Here is an 18,351-nt window from a genome sequence, read left to right on the forward strand (position 1 = left end):
ATCAGGAGGAGTTAACCAAAAAAAATTAAGAGAAAAAAACGTGCTGGGATCGTCCTTCCATCTTGATCATCTGTTTAAAAAGCCCCTAATTGCCTGTCTTTTGTCCTGTGTGGGTGTCTTGCTGCCGATCCCAGTTTTAGCGACACCGGTGGCAGTGTTAAAAAGTCAAGAAAATGCCAATCAATGGACAGATATAACCGAACGTTTGCAAAATGTCGGGGTTAATTACTGCATTCTCCAGAGTAATCAGTGGCAAAGCGACACGGATTTAAATAAAATTAAGGTGCTGATCATCCCCAACGTCGAGACTATTTCCGGTTTACAAGCTGATGTCTTGAGCCGTTGGCTGAATCGCGGTGGTAAAATTATCGTCACCGGTCCGGCGGGAAATCTTTCGGAACCCGCCGTGCGCGAGCAACTGCGATCGCTGTTTGGGGCCTACTGGGCCTATCCCCACTCCCAAGCTTACACCCTGCGGCCGACTAATTTAGGTGAACTGAAAAACCAAAAACCTTTAGCCAGCAGTCTCCTCGGTGGTGTGGTTATCCCCACGGGAGTTAATAGCCAAACCGTCGCCGTTTGGGGGGCGCGCAACAATCCCCCCGCCGTTGTCCTCAATAATAACTCGATCTTTCTCGGTTGGCGCTGGGGCAGCGATGCCGTCGCTAATCTCGCCCTCGATAGCGCTTGGCTAGAAACCGCCCTGCAACGCTACGGCATTAATCGCAGTTCTTCTATTAACACAATTGCGCCCTATTGTCAAGGACAATCAACAATAGTTAATAATATTAATAATACACCAACGGCGATCTCGCGTAGCGAGCGCGTTGCGACCGCTCCCCGTCGCCCTCTACCCCCGACTGCGGAAACTTCAGGTAATGAAATGGGGAGATTAAGTGCGAATACCGAGGCAATTCCCCCCAGAGCAAGTCTAACTCCCCAACAAATTAGCCAGATGACGGCGGAATTGCAGGGATTAATCGGACGTTATGGGGCGACTCTCTTAGCTTTAGAGGCCAGTAATAGTAATATATCCAATACTGATAAATCCCTAGCACAAGCATTTCATAATCTTGGGAAAAATTCCCCCACCTCAGATACAGCCAGACGATTCCGTTTAGCCCTAGAAAATGCCCAAGGAGCCTTAAATAATTTTCAGAATTTAATCGCCCAAGGGGACTATACCCAAGCGCGAGAATTTTGGCTACAAGCGCGGCGAAATCTTTGGGATCATTATCCCACTAATCGACAATTTGCCCAACCAGAAATACGGGCAATGTGGTTAGATCGAGGCACGATCGTAGAAGCTAAAAATGAGGAGGATTTAGCTAAAGTATTCGATCGCATGGCGGCGGCGGGTATTAATGTGGTCTTTTTCGAGACAGTTAATGCCAGTTATACTATTTATCCCAGTCAAGTTGCCCCCGAACAAAACCCTTTAACCAGAGGTTGGGATCCCCTAAAAGTTGCCGTTAAATTAGCCCATGAACGCAATATGGAAATCCACGCCTGGGTGTGGGTTTTTGCGGCGGCTAATCAAGCTCATAATAAGGTATTAGAGCAACCTTTAGATTATCTTGGTCCAGTTTTATCCCGTAATCCCGATTGGGGGGCAACTAATAAAAGTGGTGGTTCTTTTGATTACAGTCAAGGCATGAAAAAGGCCTTTTTTGATCCTGCTAATCCCGAAGTACAGAACTATCTTTTATCTCTTTACGAGGAAATTGTCAGGAATTATGATGTGGATGGCTTGCAGTTAGATTATATTCGCTATCCCTTCCAGAATCAAGATTATAATCAAACCTACGGTTATGGTAAATCTGGCCGTTGGTTATTTAAACAAATGACGGGAGTTGATCCCATTACTTTAAATACTGGGGGTGCTTTATGGGAACAATGGACTAGCTTTAAAATCCGTCAGGTTGATACTTTTGTCTCGCAGGTTTCTACTCGCTTAAAACAGATTCGCCCCCACTTAAAAATGTCGGCGGCGGTGTTTCCCCTAGAACAAAAAGAACGATTATATCGGATTCAACAAAACTGGGAAGAATGGGGACAAAATCAATGGATAGATCTGATATTTTTAATGACTTATGCTCTTGATACGGGGACTTTAGAAGAGAAAACCCAGTCTTTATTTGATCGCCAAATTGCGGGAAATGCTCTGATTATACCCGGTATCCGTCTGTTAAAAGTACCCGATCAAGTCACCATCGATCAACTACAATTTATTCGTAATCTTCCCACTTCGGGATTCGCTCTTTTTGCCACAGAAAACCTCAGTACCAACCTGCAAACAATTCTTAATCGCATTCAGGGATCGATAATTACGAAAAAAACCGAACCTTTACCCCACCGTCAACCCTTCAAAACGGCGGCGGCGAGGTTTAATTCCCTGCGTCAAGAGTGGATATTTTTAATAGTGAATAATCTATGGGCAATGGAGGAGCGAACCTTAAAAACTTGGGGGCAAGAAGTGGACGAAATGGCTAATCTATTAGAACAATTGGCTAATAATCCCAGCCCTCGCAATTTTACTTTAACTCAAAATGCCTTAAAGCGATTTAGCTATCAATTTAAATCTGTGATGTCCAGACAAAAAGATTTATCTGTCTATCAAATACAAGTCTGGGAAAATCGCCTCGCCACCCTACAAACTCTCTTAGGTTATGGTCAAATGGTTGAGTTTTAATTAGGGTTTACTGAAAAAGTTTGTCGGTGGGGTTAGGAGAGAGGAGACTCCGAGACAGGAGACAGTATTCAGGAGACAGCTTTTATTTATTCTCCCCACTCCCCAATTCATAATTCATAATTCATCATTCCCACACCCCACACCCCACACCCCACACCCCACACTCTCTTGTCAGAGGCCCGCCGGAATATGTAACAATTTATAGAAGAAACCCCCAAGCAAATTCAACGAGAAAGACATGGCAGCTACAATTAAGAAAGGAGCTTTAGTCCGCGTGGTGACGGGAAACCTAGAAAATAGCCTCGAAGCCTTAGCCAGCGATCGCCGTTTACCTAGTTATATGTTCAACTCGACAGCAGAAGTCTTGGATGTAAAAGATGATTACGCTTTGGTTAAATTCTACGTTCCTACCCCCAGTGTGTGGCTAAAGCTCGAACAACTGGAACCCGCCTGATGAGGATATTGCCTCATCCATAAACCATGGTTGACTTCTACGATACACCCATCCCCTGTCAATCGCCCCGAGTCTCGGTTATTGGTGCTGGTAACGTCGGACGCACCCTGGCCCAACGCATCGCCGAAAAAAACCTCGCCGATGTGGTTCTCCTCGATATCGTCAATGGTTTGCCCCAGGGTATTGCCCTAGATTTGATGGAAGCTCAGGGCATAGAACTGCACGACAGCGAGATTATTGGCACTAATAACTACGAAGACACGGCAGGCTCGGATATTGTCGTGATTACGGCCGGATTAGCCAGAAAACCGGGCATGAGTCGCGATGATCTCATGAATGTCAATGCTAAAATTGTCGTCGAGGCCGCCACTAAATGCCTCCAGTATTCTCCGGAAGCCATTTTTATCGTCATCACTAATCCCCTTGATGTGATGACCTATCTAGTCTGGCAAGCAACCGGTTTACCCCCCCAAAGAGTGATGGGAATGGCAGGGGTCCTCGATTCTTCCCGTTTACAAACCTTTATCGCCATGGAATTGGGGGTTAGTACCGCCGACGTTCATGCTATGGTTTTGGGTGGTCACGGTGATTTAATGTTACCCCTACCCCGTTACTGTACCGTCAGTGGTGTGCCAATTACCGAATTAATGGACGAGATAACAATTAATCGTCTAGTGGAGAGAACTCGCAACGGTGGGGCTGAAATCGTCAAATTACTGCAAACTGGCGGCGCTTATTACGCCCCTGCTTCCTCTGCCTGTACCATGGTCGAGACGATATTGAGAAATCAATCCCGTTTACTGCCGGCGGCAGCCTATCTCAAGGGTGAATACGGTTTACAGGATGTTTATCTGGGGGTTCCCTGTCGCTTAGGATGTCGGGGTGTGGAAAGTATTCTGGAAGTGCGTTTGACCGATGCTGAACGTCTGGATCTACACACTTCTGCTGCCTCAGTTCGTCAAAATGTTCATTTAGCTCTTGACAGTCTCAAGGTTTTGATGTAGTCAAACTGCCTGCGAATTTAAATTGCTGGTTGAGATGAGGCAAGAGGCACTCTTGCAAGAGGCAACCCCCCCGATGTCGGGGGGCAGGGGGGGCGGGGGAGATTCGGCTAATCTAAGAATAAGCGGCTTAAATGCGTCTTAGCTTAATACAACTCATATTTTAAGAGGGTACAGGGCAGAGAACCGTTATACAAGGGAGTGCGACGGGAAGAACGCAGACCGATTTGTTTAGTCAGTTCTTTGTTTCCCGATAAAATATAGGCTGTCCAACCCTTAAACCTCTGTTTTAAGACATCACCGAAGGATTTATATAGGGCCCCTAATTCTTCGGTATTACCCAATCTTTTGCCGTAAGGGGGATTACAGAGAATAATCCCTCGATCGCTCGCCGGTTCTAAGTCGGTGATGCTTTGCAAGCTAAAATTAATATAGTCCTGCACCTGACAAAAATAGGCGTTATCCTCGGCCTGATGTAGAACCTCATAATCGGCATCACTAGCATAAATTGGCGCATTTAGCTGAGATTTTTGTTTTTCTTTAGCTTCCTGAAGCAAAGATTGCCATAAATCCGGTTGATAGTCTGGCCATTTCTGAAATCCGAACTGGGAACGAGATAAACCGGGGGCAATATTTAAAGCTTTTAACGTCGCTTCGATGACAATGGTTCCCGAACCACAGAAAGGGTCTAAAAGCGCCATATCATCCTGCCATGCCGATAATTCTACCAAAGCAGCGGCGAGACTTTCTTTCAGAGGTGCGACTCCCATGGCCCGATGATACCCGCGACGATGCAAACTGTGACCAGAACTATCTAAACTAAGCACACAGCGATTTTTCTCGATATGAGCGTTAATTTGCAGGTCGGGATTTTCTGTATCCACAAAAGAACGGGGATTCCCCTGTTGACGCTGTTGGTCGATAATAGCGTTTTTGATGCTTAAGGCGGTGTAATGGGTGTGATTGAGGCGATCGTTCGTTCCCGTACATTGTACCGCTAAAGTTTCCTCACTGGTGAGATAATCGCGCCAATCAATGGCTTGAATGCCATCATAAAGTTCCTTCCCATCCCCACAGGGAATTTCGGCAATGGGAACCAACACCCGAAAAATAATTCTTGACCAAAGATTGACTCGATAGAGTAGGGCCAGATCTCCCTGAAAATGGACTCCGGTGAATACTGGTTTCACTTCTTTGGCCCCTAGGCATTCTAATTCCCTAGCGGCAATTTCTTCTAGTCCCCTAGCGGTAGTAGCAAAATAGGATCGAGTCATTTCAGTTATCAGTTATCAGTTATCAGTTTTCAGGTTTCAGTGACTAGCGCCGGTCGTTGGTAGCTTGAAATCAGAAAGATTGGCTCTCTTGAGTTTGGTGGGTAAAATATATTCTAAGATACAGTTGGGCTGGCGGGGGAGTGGAGCGAACCACAAAGACACAAAGGACACAAAGATCGATCGTATATTAAGTTAAACTCATCATACGGGGAATAAGAGAGCCAAAGATTTTAATTTTTATCCCCTTGTAAATTCCCTATCTGATTCGTTCTCTTTCTTTATCTTGCAGGTAGTCAGCGATCAAATCAAGTTAGCGATGGGACTGATCCCAATTCCCAGTAAAGTCAAAACTAGAGCGCCTCCGAAGACAATAACATTAGTGCGATTTTGTATGGTTTGTAAAATTTCCGTTCTCAGGGTTTTATGCTCCTCCATACACACATCGATCGCTTTATTGATATCGGGTTGATTGTTGTTATTAGGCATTTTTTAACTCCCGAATTTATATATAGTTTTAATTTTATCTGGTCAAATAAGTAGGTAGTCGTTAAAAATTATCATACACCCACCTTATCAAGGGTAGATCCCCCCGCCTATCGGCACCCCCCTTATCAAGGGGGGCAGGGGGGATCAAAGACAATATCTATCTTCAATTTAATTGAAACCACTTACTTACACTGTAATAAATCTCTGACCAGAAGCTGATTATGTCTTTAACACTGACTCCCAATAACGTCGAACAAGTTTTAGATGAAATGCGCCCCTACCTGATGGCGGATGGTGGTAACGTGGAATTAGTCGAAATCGACGGGCCAGTCGTCAAACTGCGTCTTCAAGGCGCTTGCGGTTCCTGTCCCAGTTCCACCATGACCCTAAAAATGGGCATCGAACGTCGTCTCCGGGAAGTGATTCCCGAAATTGCCGAAGTTGAACAAGCTTTCTAAATCTTGGGTTAATTAATTCTCACCACTGCCCGATTGCTAATTTAATTAGCGATCGGGCATAATATTAATTAGGGTTTAAGGCAAGAGGCACTCATGCAAGAGGCACTTATGCAAAAGGGAGAATAAATAATCAGTTTTTAATAACCAGATTTGGTATTATATATCTTTTTCTGCAAGATTGATAAAATTACAGAATTAATTAAGGTAAAAAGTATCTTTTTTAGCCGATTAAACGGTCAATTAAGCATTAAGATATACTTGAAAATTTTTATTAAAACTCAAAAATTATGACTGAAAATATCCCCACTATTGTGGTCATGCACGGCGACCAAACTGGAGAAGAACTATTACTAGAAGCCCTGAGAGTATTGCAACCCTCGATAATTCGTCAACCGCTTAACTTTGCCGATTTTGATCTTAGTTTAGCCCAGCGTCGCCAGAGTAACAATCAAGTGGTTCACGAGGCCGCCGAAGCGACTCTAAAAACCGGATTAGCTCTCAAAGCTGCCACTATTACCCCAGAAATTAAAGGAGATGTGGGCAGTCCTAACGCTATTTTAAGAGAAGCAATGAATTCTCAGGTAATTCTCCGCATCGGTCGCCGTATCCCCGGCATTCGTCCGATTGGGGGCGTTTATTCTCCCATTGCCATTGTCCGCATGGCCGTTGATGATGCCTATGGGGCCAAAGAATGGCGAGAAACCACTGCCACCGGCGATGAAATTGCCTATCGCACCTCGCGCATTTCTAGGGCTACCAGTCGCGCTGTGGCCGAGTTTACCTTTCAACAGGCCAAAAAAACCGGGGCGCGGGTATTTGGCGGCCCAAAATTCACCGTTAGTGCCACCTACGAAGGGATGTTTAAAGAGGAATTAGACGCGGCGGCCCAAAGACATCCGGAAGTGCGTTATCAACCCCTGTTAATTGATGCAACTTTTGCCCTACTTTTACAAACCGACGGCGAAGCTTTGGTGATTCCGGCACTTAATCGCGATGGCGATTTATTATCCGATTTTGTCTTGCAACTCTATGGCAGTATTGCCGGGGCCGAAAGTTTAGTTTTGGGATTTGATGAGGAGACATTAGCGGTTAAAACTATTATGGCAGAAGCTCCCCACGGCACGGCCCCGGCTTTAGAGGGCAAAAATATCGCTAATCCCATGGCGATGATTTTAGCCTCGGCAGCTTTGTTAGGTTATATCGAAACTAACGAAGCGCGTAAAGCTTCCAGGGCAATTTATGAAAGTGTCTTTGAAACTATTCACGAGGGCAAAAAAACCCCCGATTTAGGGGGCCAAATGACCATGATTGAGTTTACCGATGAGGTGATTCGTCGCGTGGTCAGTAAGTTAGAAGTTTGGTCTGCTTTGGGGTAAACGAACTCATCTGATTGCTCTCTTAAAGGAGTTTGAAGAAAGGGTAATCCCAAAAAATAAGAATTGTTGCAAAAGCCTTGCTTTTGTTGGTTTTGCGGAGAGATAATAGCTACCTTTGAAGTGTATAGTAGAGTCCCTTTGCAGGATTAGAATAAGGACAATGAAATTACAAACTTTGACAAAAACTCTGACTATTGCTCTGATTGGTGTAGGACCTGCCTTGACCTTACAATCACCGAGCCAAGCTCAAGCCAGATTCGAGTGTCTTTTACCAGTGACAGGCCCCCATGTGGGAGTTCCCACAACCTATGTCAAAGTCCGCCCTAATGAACGCAAAGCTGTGATTCGTTGGGTTTCTCGTTATTCTAGCGGTTCCGGTTACACTCCCCGGCAACGGTGTCTAGAAGTAACTAAACGATTCAATACCCTTGACGCTCGACCTAGAGGAATTGATATTATTACCACTGGCTATCTCAATGGTCTGCCGGTCATCTATTCCCCTAGTCATGGACGAGAACGGGCAAATAGCAGTAACCTATTATTTACCCTCAAGAGAGGGGAAGACGCAACCCAGAAAATCCAACTGCTATTTGACCTCCGGGAGAGAGGCGGCCCTGGTCCTTTGTTTGAAAGCTCATCGGATTCTGTCATTGTCTATTTCAATAAATTCCTAGAAAATGCTCCCGTGGAAACAAATCCTGCCACCGGTTCGTCCCCCTCTCCACTGCCGGAGACTTCTCCCGAACAACCCCCCCAAAAACCATCGGGCGGTTCTGTTTGGTAAACTTTTCTAGTTCTATAGATAGGAGCATAGTAATCAAGTGAGTCGGCCTATAAAAAGAATTTTGGCTGGTGCGGGCAGTTTATTATTGGGACTGTCCACACCTTTGCTTGCTGTCCAAAGCTATGCTCCTGCTCTGGAACCTAACCAGGCCAATGCCCATAGCTCTCAGCAACTTTCAGAACAACAGCTGCGTCAGTTAGCCAGAGCAATTACTGTTAAGGTGTTATCAGAGCAAGGCTGGGGTTCGGGCATTTTAGTCGAAAAGCAGGGTTCTTCCTACAAAGTCCTCACGAATGACCATGTTTTAGGGCGGTATCGCTCTCGGGGTTGGCAAATACAAACCCCTGACGGCAAGATACATCGGGGTGAGTTGGTCAGAACAGTTCGCTTGAATAATTATGATTTAGGCTTAATTTCTTTTCGCAGTGGCCAAGTTTATTCTATTGCTGATTTGGCTAATGTCGATGATCTCACTATCGGAGATGAAGTTTTCGCCGCTGGCTTTCCCTACGATGGCGATCGCCCGACAGAACAAGGATTTACCTTCACCGTGGGTAAAGTGTCGCTTTTCAGTGATAAATCCTTTTCGGGGGGCTACCAAATCGGCTACACCAATAAGATTAAAAATGGCATGAGTGGCGGACCGCTGCTGAATCGGCAAGGTAAAGTTATTGGTATTAACGGGATTCATGCTTATCCTCTCTGGGGTAAATCCTACGTTTTTGCTGATGGAACAGTGACTTCACCAGCACTGTGGGAACAAATGAGTCGATTAAGTTGGGCGATTCCTATCGGGACTTTTTTACAATCGGGGTCATCTTCTCTATCTGCTTCCAGTCGGCAACGGCCCGCAGTGTCACCCCCACCGCTTCCCACCCATAGAGAACCCACTTTCTGGGAAGATTTTCCTTCTCCATCCTCGTCAACCCCAAGAGAAAAGAATCCCGCTCCCACACCACTCTGGTAAATTCCACTCAACTGTATTTTTAAACCAGAATGAGCAACAATTTCTTGAAAATTTCCGCCGCCCTAGTTAGTATAGCGGTGTTTGTGGTTTCTCCTCAGATTGCTAAGGCATCAACAACTGAGGAGATAGAAAAAATTGCTGAAAAGATTACCGTTTTAATCCCCTCAGAAGAAGAGGGGGCGAATGGGAAAATTACTTCTAATGGCTCCGGATCGATTATTGCCAAAGAAGGAAGAGTTTATACTGTTCTTACTGCTAGTCATGTGATCTGTAAAGATGCTAGAGATGCCTGCAAGTTCTATTACGATCAACTTAAAATTATTACCTGGGATGGCAAGCAATATCCGCTCGATTACAATAGCATCAAAAAATTACCAGGAGTAGATCTAGCTCTCGTGCAGTTTCAGAGCGACCAAAATTATCAGTTAGCGACCTTGGCTAACTATCAAGTAGCTGACGAACAATTTATTTTTGCTTCTGGATGGCCCGACCCGAAATTTATCGGCAAGCGGAAACGATTGTTCAATGTGGGGAAAGTGCTGCCCAAGGACATTACACCCTTGCTGAAAATATTTCCCCCAGAGTTGGGGTATGAGATAGTTTATACCAGTGTCACCTATGGGGGCATGAGTGGCGGTCCAGTGTTGGATCTCAATGGACGAGTCATCGCGGTTCACGGACAAAATGAAGCCGAAAAAATCGAAAAGGTTCCCGTGCCAATTGGCTTTAGTCTCGCTATTCCCATCACTACTTTTTTGAAATTAGCACCCCAGTCTGGCATTCAAGGGCAGATAAATGTCGAAAATTCGCCCCCCAATGCCTTATCTTTGCAAGAAATTGGTGATGAATTATACAAGGCTTTTGAAGTTCCCAATAATAACGATACTAATCCCCTAAACTGGCTTAATCAAGGCAATACAATGTGGCGGTTAGGACAATTAGCCCTCGCCTATGCCGCCTATGAAAAAGCCTTGCAACTCGATGCTCAACTCTATCAAGCTTGGTATGGGAAAGGTCTGGTCTTGACCTACTGGAAACGCTCCCAAGAGGCGCTGGCCGCCTACGAACAAGCTCTCAAAATTAATCCTAAGTCCGATACCGCCAAAAAACTGCGAGACAAGCTCCAAGAATCCTTAGGGGGAGGAAATACCCCTTCTCTAACCCCCTCACAGCCAACCACCGCGCCCACCGTGGAGCCTTCACCAGAGCCCTCTAATCCGAGAAGACTATGGTGAAGTCAGTCCCGATGAAAAAATTTTCACCCCCACAGATGAAAGAGGTTTCCTTCCCTACACCCCACACCCGACACCCCACACCCTCTTTCAAGTCAGTAGGGAAAACGCGGTTAGCTAATAGTGGGTTGCACCAATTTAGCTAAGAATGCTTGAATTGCTCGTAGTTCTGCGGGGGGATTGCGGAGAAACTCTTCGTTACTGGCTAAAATCATCGCATTATAGGCCAGCACCGCCGCCAGCAATTTAGCTGGCACTACCTTGTCATCCCTGGTCAGTTTCTCTAAGCTGGCCAATAAGTCTTGAATAACATTTAATGGCGGTGCGCCGGGGGCTGAGTAAAGAGCGGCAATGACAGCATTGATATTATTACCCGCCTGTGCATCCCCTGTTAAGATGCTCAGTAGCGATTGCTGAACGGCTGCGGGAATCGGGGTACCCGTGAGGGAGGTTAAATTATTATCAGCTAACAGAGTATTCAGAGAAGCAGCCGCTTGATTAACAGCGATTTGAGCCGGTTCTCCCCCCTGAAATCCCGTTACCGTCGTGGTGCTGGGGAAAGTTTGACCGGCAAAATCACCGGTGGAAAGAATTGGGCCAGTGGCATCGGATTGGTTGCCGGTTTGCGCCATAACGGGAGAGACTAGGGCATTGGTCAGCAAAACCGCCGCCACTAGGGAAACTTGCCAATTAGTCAACCATTTCATCAACATGGTCTTTATCCTCATTCAAAAAGCTAAATTAATAGTGTAAAAACTGACTAACGGGGGAAAAAGTAATTGTAGCCGACACTCATAACGAAGCGAGCGCCGTCCCCAGCATTGCCCGTTAAATCAGCACCGGCAAGGTTAACCGTCAAGGGGACTTTCGGGAAAGGAATCAGGGAAATACCTGCGTTTAAATCTTGACCCGACCATTCGACAATGGCCGAGACCGGTTCAACAATTCGTAAACCCGCACTAGCAAAGACACCCAGGGAATTTACCCCATCTTCGATGGCTCCTTCCGAGCGAAAACGACCACCACCAACACCCAAAGAGAGCGTCAATTGACTAAAGGGTTCTTTCGTTGTTTCTGTGAACTGAAAAAATTTGCTCACCACCCCGTAGATACTGCTACCGGCATCTGTCCCACCCCAGCGAATGGCGTTTTCAAATCCTAGGGCGACAGCAAAACCTTCTGGCAGAGAACGGTGAATTTTAAAGCTAAAACTACCCCGTCCGGCGTTATCACCAAAAAGGCTCAAAATCGCCAGAGTTACATCTAAACCGACAATTTTCTGGGGTTCTCCTAAACCGACCCCTAGGGCTAACCCACCATCTGCTTGATTGGTAAAACGGGTTCTCGACTGGAAACCGAAACCACCGAAAATCTGCTTAAAATTTGCTCCAAAACCGATGGGAATAGAAATACTGGCACTAGGGGCAACCACAAATTCCGCCAGTTTCGCAGAAAGGGTTTTCGGTTCCTCAATCAGAAACTCTTGACGTAAACGCTGCAATTCGGGAGAAACATTGGTATCAACGGGGGTAGATGCTTGCGCTTGCCATTTTTCGACTTCTGGCGAGTTATTACCCCCTGCTGGGAAAAGCTGACTCGCTTGCATTGTCCCTAGATTCGCCTTCCATTCTTCTAGGGTTGAAATTGTCCCGGTCTTTTCTGTTGCTAAAGTATCGCGGGAAGATTTCTCTAGTTTATTTTCTGAGGATGAGGGCAGATTAATATCGGCTAATCCCTCTGTTGTCGAGAAGGAATTGGTTGTCAGAATTCTGTCTGTCCTCTCTAATTCCACGGGGGAATTAATGATAATTTTTTCCCGGGATACCCGAATAGAAGCAGCGTCAATGTCTAAGGGGGAAGGAAGGGCCTTCACTCCCTCACAAAGTATGGCCGTCCCCATACAGGAGGTAATGAAAATTACTCCGGAAAATATCTGTCTCATCTGGCTGTTTCTTTTGGCTTTTTTTAACAACACTTCCAGCTTTCCTCACAGACGAAATTAATTTGCCAGAATTGTAACTGATTTATTCTTAGATAGCAAGTTCTTAAAGTTATCCGTTATCAATCATGGAATCCCCTAGTGCGCCTAAATGAAATGTAAAATATTTACGACCTCTATTCTTGGCTTCGATGGTTGTGCTGCCTCTCTGTTCACGAATCAAATAAGCGGATTATATTGCTAGAACTAAAAAAAGCGGGTTGAACCCCGCTTGTAATCAACAACTAAGCTAATTTAAAGGCATCTCGCCAACACCAGCGCAACAGGGTAAAAGCGATTAAACCTTTAACCACTTCTAGAAACCAGTAACCAATCTGCAAGGACATCATTTCTCCCGACATTCCCGACGCGGTAACGGGAGCCAGTAAACCCATAGCACTCAGATTGGGAGTGAGAAAATAGGTGTAAATTAGGGTGATTACGAAGAGAACACCGGCAAATAGAAGCGATCGATGTTCGGGGAGATGGATTAAGGTATGATAGCGGTGGAAGACAACAAAGCTACACAGCACAATCGCCGCACAAACTAATTCCAGATGGTTAAAAATGCCAAATAGCAAGTAACCGGCACTGGCAAAGCCATTTTGTGTCATCATGCCAGCTACGGATAAGCTGGGGAGAATGATTAAATCGATGACGAAACTGGCACTTAACCAGAAACCGAGAACAACCATGGCTAGGGTTGTCCAATTAAACCAAGACCGATAACGCTCAACAAAAGTTTTCATTAGGCTTGCTCCTCCTTGCCTTTCTAACTTAATTGTAAAGAGCGTTCGCCAAAATTTTGGCAAGTTTTTTGCTAATTCTTAGCAATTCTTATCAATTCTTATCAATTCTTAGGAGAGCAACCAAACAATACCGCTCTTACTTCTAGATTTGGCTACCCGCTCGGGGCAGAATTGTAAAGATTTATCAACAAGTGTTTATAAAAACCTTTAAATATTGACCAAGGTGACGATTCTAGACTTACCCTAAAACAATAACTGACTATCTACGGGTTTACTGTTATGGATAAGGATTTTCGTAACTATCGCATGGTTTGCACCCTCACCTTCGGAGATATTTACGGACAAATAATCGTTTGGTTAATCGTTATTTTTCTTACTCTCGCTTCCACTCTAGCTCTTTGGAGTAGCACTAGACAAATTTTCGCCCTCGCTACCGTGGGGTTAGTCGTCGTCCTCTCTTTGCCTTTTTTACTCTTTGCTTTCGTTACTACCCTCCTCAATCATATTGAATTCGTTCCCATCGAAGCGGAAACCAACATTCGTCGTGGTCCTGTCCCCGGAGTTAGCGGCAGCCGTGTACCTGCAGCCAGCTAAATCCGACCAAATCTCCAATAAATAATCTAGAGACGTTGTCAGCAACGTCTCTAGCAGTTTTTGCCCTTGTTTGCGTCGGGGTTTCTCGTTCTTGATTTTTGTTAATTTTTGTAAATTTAACTTGTTTTTAAAAACTTTTTCTGTTAGGGATTATCCAAAGAAAAATAGATGAAGCAGAGAAATTGTCAAGAGAATAATCTTGTTTGCTGCCTGATCCCGGTCAATGATAAATTTTTAAATACCTAGTCTTTTACATTTTCCCAACTCTCGGAGTGATCCCCGATGTTAAAAAATCTCTTTGGTGGCAAAAAATCTGACTTTTACCTAGAACTAAAAGAAACCGATGGTGAACAACAAGCAACAGCAACCACGGCAGCAGCCGCACCTATTGTGGAAGCGCCCGCCCCTGCTGTCGAGTCTGCTGCCGCCCCTGTAGCCGAGAAAAAAACCCAAAAAACTTCTATTAAGAAAGAAAAGCAAGTAAAAGAAACTCCCGCCGCTCCTGTGAGCGCACCGGCACCCGTAGCCGCTACTAACGGTAAAGTAGAGCCGCAAGAAGTGGAATTTGCGACAAAATACTTGATTACTCCTAGTATGTCTCGCCGTCGCCCTGGTCCAAGTTTGAATGGTTTCAAAGACATGGCACGCAAGGCGAAACTACCTGCTAACCGCGGCTAAATCCCCTCGGATTGCTTTCTCAACAAAAAAAAAGGAGAGTCAAAGAAAGCTCTCCTTTTTCATCAGGGTGCATCTACTGACTCAAGTGTAGCAGAGAGTTTTTTTGAGGTTGGTTATTTAGGTTACTGCCTAGAGTATTTTGGCGATAATTATCACCTGTCTTCTTGGGCAATTTTTAAAACCTAGGACTAGGTTGACTGGTGGACGGGTGCAAAATCAGCATTCATATTCTTGATTCAGCAACACCATTAGGGATTAACTTTCGCCGCTCGGATTAGCCAACCGATTACCCCACCCGTAACACCACTGAGGATCGAACTGAGCGAAGCGGTGATCACCACTACTCCGATCTGTTTCCAGTTTTTCAATTCTCCGACTTTTTCGGCGAGATCGGTGGTTTTTCCCGCCGCGTTCTCTATAACTTTAACTCGATCGCTTAAACCCTCTATCTTCGCGTCTAGGGTTCGGATATCGCCTTTAATTTCCGACTGCCCTAACTCTAAATTCTTCTGTCCGTTTTCCAGGGTGGTTAGTCGGTTTTCCATGGTGGTTAGTCGGTTTTCGATCGCCTTTTGTCCGTTGGCAATACCGATGATTAAATCCTCTAGTCTTTTTAAATCTTTTTCAGTTGCGGCTGTCATCAGTTAAACTCCTATTTAGTTGAATTTTTCTTGCCCAGATTCGATACTTTATTGATTGCGGATAACTTTCTCATTATCAATTTCCCTCCCAGATTTTTAAATAGGCATTTTCCATATTTTCAGCGAATTTTTTCCCTTGCCAGAGGGGGGCTGTGTCACGATTTCCTAACAGTTGATGGCTGATGTCTTGACGAAGGGAGCGATCGAGTCCTAATTTTACTCCCCAGTCGATATATTCTGCCTCATTCCAGCCAATTCCGGCTTCAATCCCAGCATTAATCATAAAAGTATAACTATTGCGGGCGGAAAATTGTTCTCCTACCAATGTAACTAAAGGGATTCCTTGCCATAAAACTTCTAAGGTGGTGGTAGCGCCATTGTAGGGATAGGTATCTAATACCACATCGGCAATCTGTAAATTAGCGCGATGGGTATATTCATCTATATCTCTCGGTAAAAACCGCAATCTTTGGGGATTAACTCCCTCCCGAATCGCTATTTCAGTAAATAATTCTTGAATTTTTTCAGTCTTACCGACTCCCTTAATCAGAAAATAACTATTAGGGACTTGTGCGATAATTTTCATCTGAAGTTTAATAGTATCAGGATGGCGTTTCATGCCACTTTGTACGGAAAAATAGATGGTAGCATCGGGGGGAATTTCTAAATCTTCTCGACGGAGATTGGGAGTGCCGATTTCAAAACCATCCACTGCTAAATATGTCTCTGGTAAACGATAGATTTTTTCTCGATAATATTCCTCCGCTTGCTGGGGTAAAACGTAGGGATCGGCGATATAATAATCAATAGTTGCTAATCCAGAAGCATCCCAACCTAACCAAGTCACTTGTTTTGATGCGGGTTTCATGACCATAATCTGATTGGTGAGATTATGGGTTAAACTGTCTAAATCTACCAAAATATCTATCCGATCTTGTTGAATTTGTTGGGCAACTTCTAGGGGATTTTGAGCGTAGGGAAAATGACGGATAATATCTCGGCTATCCCGGAACCATTGACGGGTAATTTCATCTTCTTCTTGGTTAATAGTATAGATGGCTATTTGAAATTTTTCTCGATCGTGATGGTGAATTAACCAACGACTTAACCAACCGACAGAATGATGTTTTAAGGTACTGGCAAGATAACCAATCGTTAGTTTTTCTGTAGCTTTTTTTATAGTAATAAAAGGAGTTTTTAAACTATTATTATCAAGGAAAATTTCGGCGATGCGATTAGTTAATTGTCGATTGGCTAAGGCTCGATCGCCTAGGTAGGGTAGGGGACTAGAAACATTGAGAAAGCTAGTTTTAATAATCGGTTCTAGAGTAATATTTTTCCGACGGGTTAATTTCTGTAATAAATTCTGATATTCTTGATAGATATGATCAATTTCTTGCCAAACTCCCCAGCGCAAAAGTATTAATAAAATTAGATAATTACTGTATAACTTTAGAGTTGGGGTTAGACAAATTTCTCGCAACTGATAGGCAGTTATCAAAGAATTATCAAAGTCTTCTGCTAAAATATAGAGGTTAACTAACTGTTCCAAAAGACTCAGATCATTTGGTCTTAATTGCAGACAAAGTTTAATAATTTCTACTCCAAAAGCGGGACTTTGTTGCTCCTTGGTGACTCGTGCTGCTATCTGAAAAGCTTGCGGGATAAAACTATCAGCTAATTCCCCTAAGTAAGGTAAACTTGCTTGAGCTAAATCTAAAGTTAATTCGTGGGGATATAAAAGACTTTTGAGAACTACATTTAAAAGCAATTCTCGATCAGGATTAGATCTGAGATTCTCTTGAATAGGATAATTAAGTAGTTCTCCTGGAGCGAATATTTCTAAATCTAAAGCTAAGTCGAATAAAGCTAATAAATTATTAATTGACTTGGGAACAATTTCCTGTAGATGATAGCGAAAATATTCTACGGCTGCCAGATCACCTTTTCTTTGTTGTCGTCGCGCTTCTGCGTCTAAAACCGCTTCTAATTCTGCTTGCCATTGCTTAACTTCTTCCAGATTACCTTCCCTTAAAACATTTTGCCACATTACCTGCGCTTCTGCTTCTAAATTTTGCAGAAGATAGGCAACTCCCAAGTACCAATAGTCAGAAATATTTTCGGGATTGTTATCGATTAGTTCCTCGTAGATTGCCGCAACTTGAGGATAATCTTCGGCAATTAAAGCTTGATAAGCGTCAGGATGCCAATTCATAAATTTAAATATCAATTATTATTTTTTTTGAGATAATTTCTTCAGAAAATCTTGATGTTCTTGACTGGCTAAACCTTGCTGTAAAACTGTCAAAACCTGTCCCAAGTTACCCGCTAATAAAGCATTAACATCTAACCAAAGACCGGGGAAAACCTGCGAGTAAATTATCCCTCGACTATCGGGTTCAAGTTTAATATATGCTCCAGCATTTAATCGGAACCAATCTAATTGACGTTCATAAACTCGCCAAACAAGATATTCTTGCACTTGATTACGACGATAAACTCGCCATTTATTGTGGAGATCATAGGAAGCACTAGAAGCGGCGATTTCTACGATTAATTCCGGCGCACCTTCGATATAATCATCGTCACTAATAGTTGATTGTCCAGCAATTTTAATTCTTAGTAAAGCATCTGGTTGTACTTCATTATCTGCATCCAGACGCACTGTAGTATTATCCGCAGACATCACCCCAATTGTGGCGGCTTTATAGACCCCTAACCAAGTTAAAATATCAGAATGAGGTTCTCCATGACTCTGCACTCGTACAGGAGAAGACATATAAACTATTCCTTCAATTAATTCGGCTTTTTTTATTTCAGAAAGGTTCTGATAACGGCACTCAAATTCCTGGCGACTTAGTTGATCCCCATTTTCTAAAGGAGGGGTTTTAGGGAGGGAATAAATAGGTTCAGAAGTGATCATTTTATTTGCCCAGAACAACAGTAGATTTATCCTCCCCTAGTCCAGTGAAAAGGTGACAGTTAGG

18 protein-coding genes are annotated in these 18,351 nt (G+C 44.1%); 10 read left to right on the forward strand and 8 right to left on the reverse strand.

Translation table 11 applies throughout. The annotated features are described in order from the left end of the window. Positions 1-40: 40 nt before the first annotated feature. From ACE1AQ_RS19730 to mdh, 3 genes are all read left to right on the forward strand, one after another. Positions 41-2,692, forward strand: coding sequence for a glycoside hydrolase family 10 protein (locus ACE1AQ_RS19730; protein ID WP_008199902.1), 2,652 nt, complete (start codon positions 41-43; stop codon positions 2,690-2,692). A gap of 238 nt (positions 2,693-2,930) precedes the next feature. After that, positions 2,931-3,146 carry an NAD(P)H-quinone oxidoreductase subunit O gene (locus ACE1AQ_RS19735; protein WP_008199900.1) on the forward strand — a complete coding sequence of 72 codons (216 nt, stop codon included), beginning with the start codon at positions 2,931-2,933 and terminating at the stop codon, positions 3,144-3,146. A gap of 26 nt (positions 3,147-3,172) precedes the next feature. Then, on the forward strand, positions 3,173-4,150 hold the full coding sequence (gene mdh / locus ACE1AQ_RS19740; protein ID WP_008199899.1) for a malate dehydrogenase: 978 nt from the start codon (positions 3,173-3,175) through the stop codon (positions 4,148-4,150). 143 nt (positions 4,151-4,293) lie between these two features. Here mdh and ACE1AQ_RS19745 read toward each other — a convergent pair whose 3' ends face one another. Further along, positions 4,294-5,421, reverse strand: coding sequence for a class I SAM-dependent RNA methyltransferase (locus ACE1AQ_RS19745; protein ID WP_110545115.1), 1,128 nt, complete (start codon positions 5,419-5,421; stop codon positions 4,294-4,296). A 300-nt stretch (positions 5,422-5,721) separates the two neighbouring features. Further along, on the reverse strand, positions 5,722-5,907 hold the full coding sequence (locus ACE1AQ_RS19750) for a hypothetical protein (protein ID WP_106909839.1): 186 nt from the start codon (positions 5,905-5,907) through the stop codon (positions 5,722-5,724). A 221-nt stretch (positions 5,908-6,128) separates the two neighbouring features. On the opposite strand from ACE1AQ_RS19750, the gene ACE1AQ_RS19755 reads away from it, so the two are divergent. From ACE1AQ_RS19755 to ACE1AQ_RS19775, 5 genes are all read left to right on the forward strand, one after another. Beyond that, a complete protein-coding gene (locus ACE1AQ_RS19755) occupies positions 6,129-6,365 on the forward strand; it encodes a NifU family protein (protein WP_002735229.1) in 237 nt (78 codons plus the stop codon). Positions 6,366-6,652: 287 nt separating this feature from the next. Further along, positions 6,653-7,741 (forward strand): isocitrate/isopropylmalate family dehydrogenase, encoded by a 1,089-nt coding sequence (locus ACE1AQ_RS19760; protein WP_288124548.1) that lies wholly within the window; start codon positions 6,653-6,655, stop codon positions 7,739-7,741. Between the two features lie 160 nt (positions 7,742-7,901). Further along, a complete protein-coding gene (locus ACE1AQ_RS19765) occupies positions 7,902-8,525 on the forward strand; it encodes a COP23 domain-containing protein (protein WP_130756903.1) in 624 nt (207 codons plus the stop codon). Positions 8,526-8,562: 37 nt separating this feature from the next. Then, positions 8,563-9,492 (forward strand): serine protease, encoded by a 930-nt coding sequence (locus tag ACE1AQ_RS19770; RefSeq protein WP_374809070.1) that lies wholly within the window; start codon positions 8,563-8,565, stop codon positions 9,490-9,492. 29 nt (positions 9,493-9,521) lie between these two features. Beyond that, the gene (locus ACE1AQ_RS19775) at positions 9,522-10,727 is read left to right on the forward strand and encodes a tetratricopeptide repeat-containing serine protease family protein (protein ID WP_110545735.1); all 1,206 of its coding nucleotides are present in this window, start codon (positions 9,522-9,524) and stop codon (positions 10,725-10,727) included. A gap of 110 nt (positions 10,728-10,837) precedes the next feature. Here ACE1AQ_RS19775 and ACE1AQ_RS19780 read toward each other — a convergent pair whose 3' ends face one another. From ACE1AQ_RS19780 to ACE1AQ_RS19790, 3 genes are all read right to left on the reverse strand, one after another. Beyond that, positions 10,838-11,437, reverse strand: coding sequence for a hypothetical protein (locus ACE1AQ_RS19780; RefSeq protein WP_110545733.1), 600 nt, complete (start codon positions 11,435-11,437; stop codon positions 10,838-10,840). A gap of 47 nt (positions 11,438-11,484) precedes the next feature. Next, positions 11,485-12,699, reverse strand: coding sequence for a hypothetical protein (locus tag ACE1AQ_RS19785; RefSeq protein ID WP_110545731.1), 1,215 nt, complete (start codon positions 12,697-12,699; stop codon positions 11,485-11,487). Between the two features lie 248 nt (positions 12,700-12,947). After that, entirely contained in the window at positions 12,948-13,451 is a 504-nt protein-coding gene (locus tag ACE1AQ_RS19790; protein ID WP_008203264.1) for a hypothetical protein, read from the reverse strand. A gap of 279 nt (positions 13,452-13,730) precedes the next feature. On the opposite strand from ACE1AQ_RS19790, the gene ACE1AQ_RS19795 reads away from it, so the two are divergent. Both ACE1AQ_RS19795 and ACE1AQ_RS19800 read left to right on the forward strand, forming a co-directional pair. Continuing rightward, on the forward strand, positions 13,731-14,045 hold the full coding sequence (locus tag ACE1AQ_RS19795; RefSeq protein ID WP_002735918.1) for a hypothetical protein: 315 nt from the start codon (positions 13,731-13,733) through the stop codon (positions 14,043-14,045). Positions 14,046-14,327: 282 nt separating this feature from the next. After that, the gene (locus ACE1AQ_RS19800) at positions 14,328-14,723 is read left to right on the forward strand and encodes a hypothetical protein (RefSeq protein WP_110545728.1); all 396 of its coding nucleotides are present in this window, start codon (positions 14,328-14,330) and stop codon (positions 14,721-14,723) included. Between the two features lie 248 nt (positions 14,724-14,971). Here the strand turns inward: ACE1AQ_RS19800 and ACE1AQ_RS19805 are convergent, their stop codons facing one another. From ACE1AQ_RS19805 to ACE1AQ_RS19815, 3 genes are all read right to left on the reverse strand, one after another. After that, the gene (locus tag ACE1AQ_RS19805; protein ID WP_008203269.1) at positions 14,972-15,364 is read right to left on the reverse strand and encodes a hypothetical protein; all 393 of its coding nucleotides are present in this window, start codon (positions 15,362-15,364) and stop codon (positions 14,972-14,974) included. Positions 15,365-15,440: 76 nt separating this feature from the next. Then, entirely contained in the window at positions 15,441-17,579 is a 2,139-nt protein-coding gene (locus ACE1AQ_RS19810; protein ID WP_110545726.1) for a hypothetical protein, read from the reverse strand. A gap of 18 nt (positions 17,580-17,597) precedes the next feature. Continuing rightward, on the reverse strand, positions 17,598-18,287 hold the full coding sequence (locus ACE1AQ_RS19815) for a Uma2 family endonuclease (RefSeq protein WP_110545723.1): 690 nt from the start codon (positions 18,285-18,287) through the stop codon (positions 17,598-17,600). Between the last annotated feature and the right edge of the window lie 64 nt (positions 18,288-18,351).

Source organism: Microcystis sp. BLCC-F209 (genome assembly GCF_041928595.1).
In the GTDB taxonomy this organism is placed as follows: Bacteria; Cyanobacteriota; Cyanobacteriia; order Cyanobacteriales; family Microcystaceae; genus Microcystis.

What these genes read in the sequence shown, in the direction of transcription:
- ACE1AQ_RS19780 (WP_110545733.1), bottom strand. Translation starts at nt 11,437, where the DNA reads ATGTTGATGAAATGGTTGACTAATTGGCAAGTTTCCCTAGTGGCGGCG.
- ACE1AQ_RS19790 (WP_008203264.1), bottom strand. Translation starts at nt 13,451, where the DNA reads ATGAAAACTTTTGTTGAGCGTTATCGGTCTTGGTTTAATTGGACAACC.
- ACE1AQ_RS19735 (WP_008199900.1), top strand. Translation starts at nt 2,931, where the DNA reads ATGGCAGCTACAATTAAGAAAGGAGCTTTAGTCCGCGTGGTGACGGGA.
- ACE1AQ_RS19760 (WP_288124548.1), top strand. Translation starts at nt 6,653, where the DNA reads ATGACTGAAAATATCCCCACTATTGTGGTCATGCACGGCGACCAAACT.
- ACE1AQ_RS19750 (WP_106909839.1), bottom strand. Translation starts at nt 5,907, where the DNA reads ATGCCTAATAACAACAATCAACCCGATATCAATAAAGCGATCGATGTG.
- mdh (WP_008199899.1), top strand. Translation starts at nt 3,173, where the DNA reads ATGGTTGACTTCTACGATACACCCATCCCCTGTCAATCGCCCCGAGTC.
- ACE1AQ_RS19810 (WP_110545726.1), bottom strand. Translation starts at nt 17,579, where the DNA reads ATGAATTGGCATCCTGACGCTTATCAAGCTTTAATTGCCGAAGATTAT.
- ACE1AQ_RS19745 (WP_110545115.1), bottom strand. Translation starts at nt 5,421, where the DNA reads ATGACTCGATCCTATTTTGCTACTACCGCTAGGGGACTAGAAGAAATT.
- ACE1AQ_RS19805 (WP_008203269.1), bottom strand. Translation starts at nt 15,364, where the DNA reads ATGACAGCCGCAACTGAAAAAGATTTAAAAAGACTAGAGGATTTAATC.
- ACE1AQ_RS19775 (WP_110545735.1), top strand. Translation starts at nt 9,522, where the DNA reads ATGAGCAACAATTTCTTGAAAATTTCCGCCGCCCTAGTTAGTATAGCG.
- ACE1AQ_RS19795 (WP_002735918.1), top strand. Translation starts at nt 13,731, where the DNA reads ATGGATAAGGATTTTCGTAACTATCGCATGGTTTGCACCCTCACCTTC.
- ACE1AQ_RS19815 (WP_110545723.1), bottom strand. Translation starts at nt 18,287, where the DNA reads ATGATCACTTCTGAACCTATTTATTCCCTCCCTAAAACCCCTCCTTTA.
- ACE1AQ_RS19755 (WP_002735229.1), top strand. Translation starts at nt 6,129, where the DNA reads ATGTCTTTAACACTGACTCCCAATAACGTCGAACAAGTTTTAGATGAA.
- ACE1AQ_RS19765 (WP_130756903.1), top strand. Translation starts at nt 7,902, where the DNA reads ATGAAATTACAAACTTTGACAAAAACTCTGACTATTGCTCTGATTGGT.
- ACE1AQ_RS19800 (WP_110545728.1), top strand. Translation starts at nt 14,328, where the DNA reads ATGTTAAAAAATCTCTTTGGTGGCAAAAAATCTGACTTTTACCTAGAA.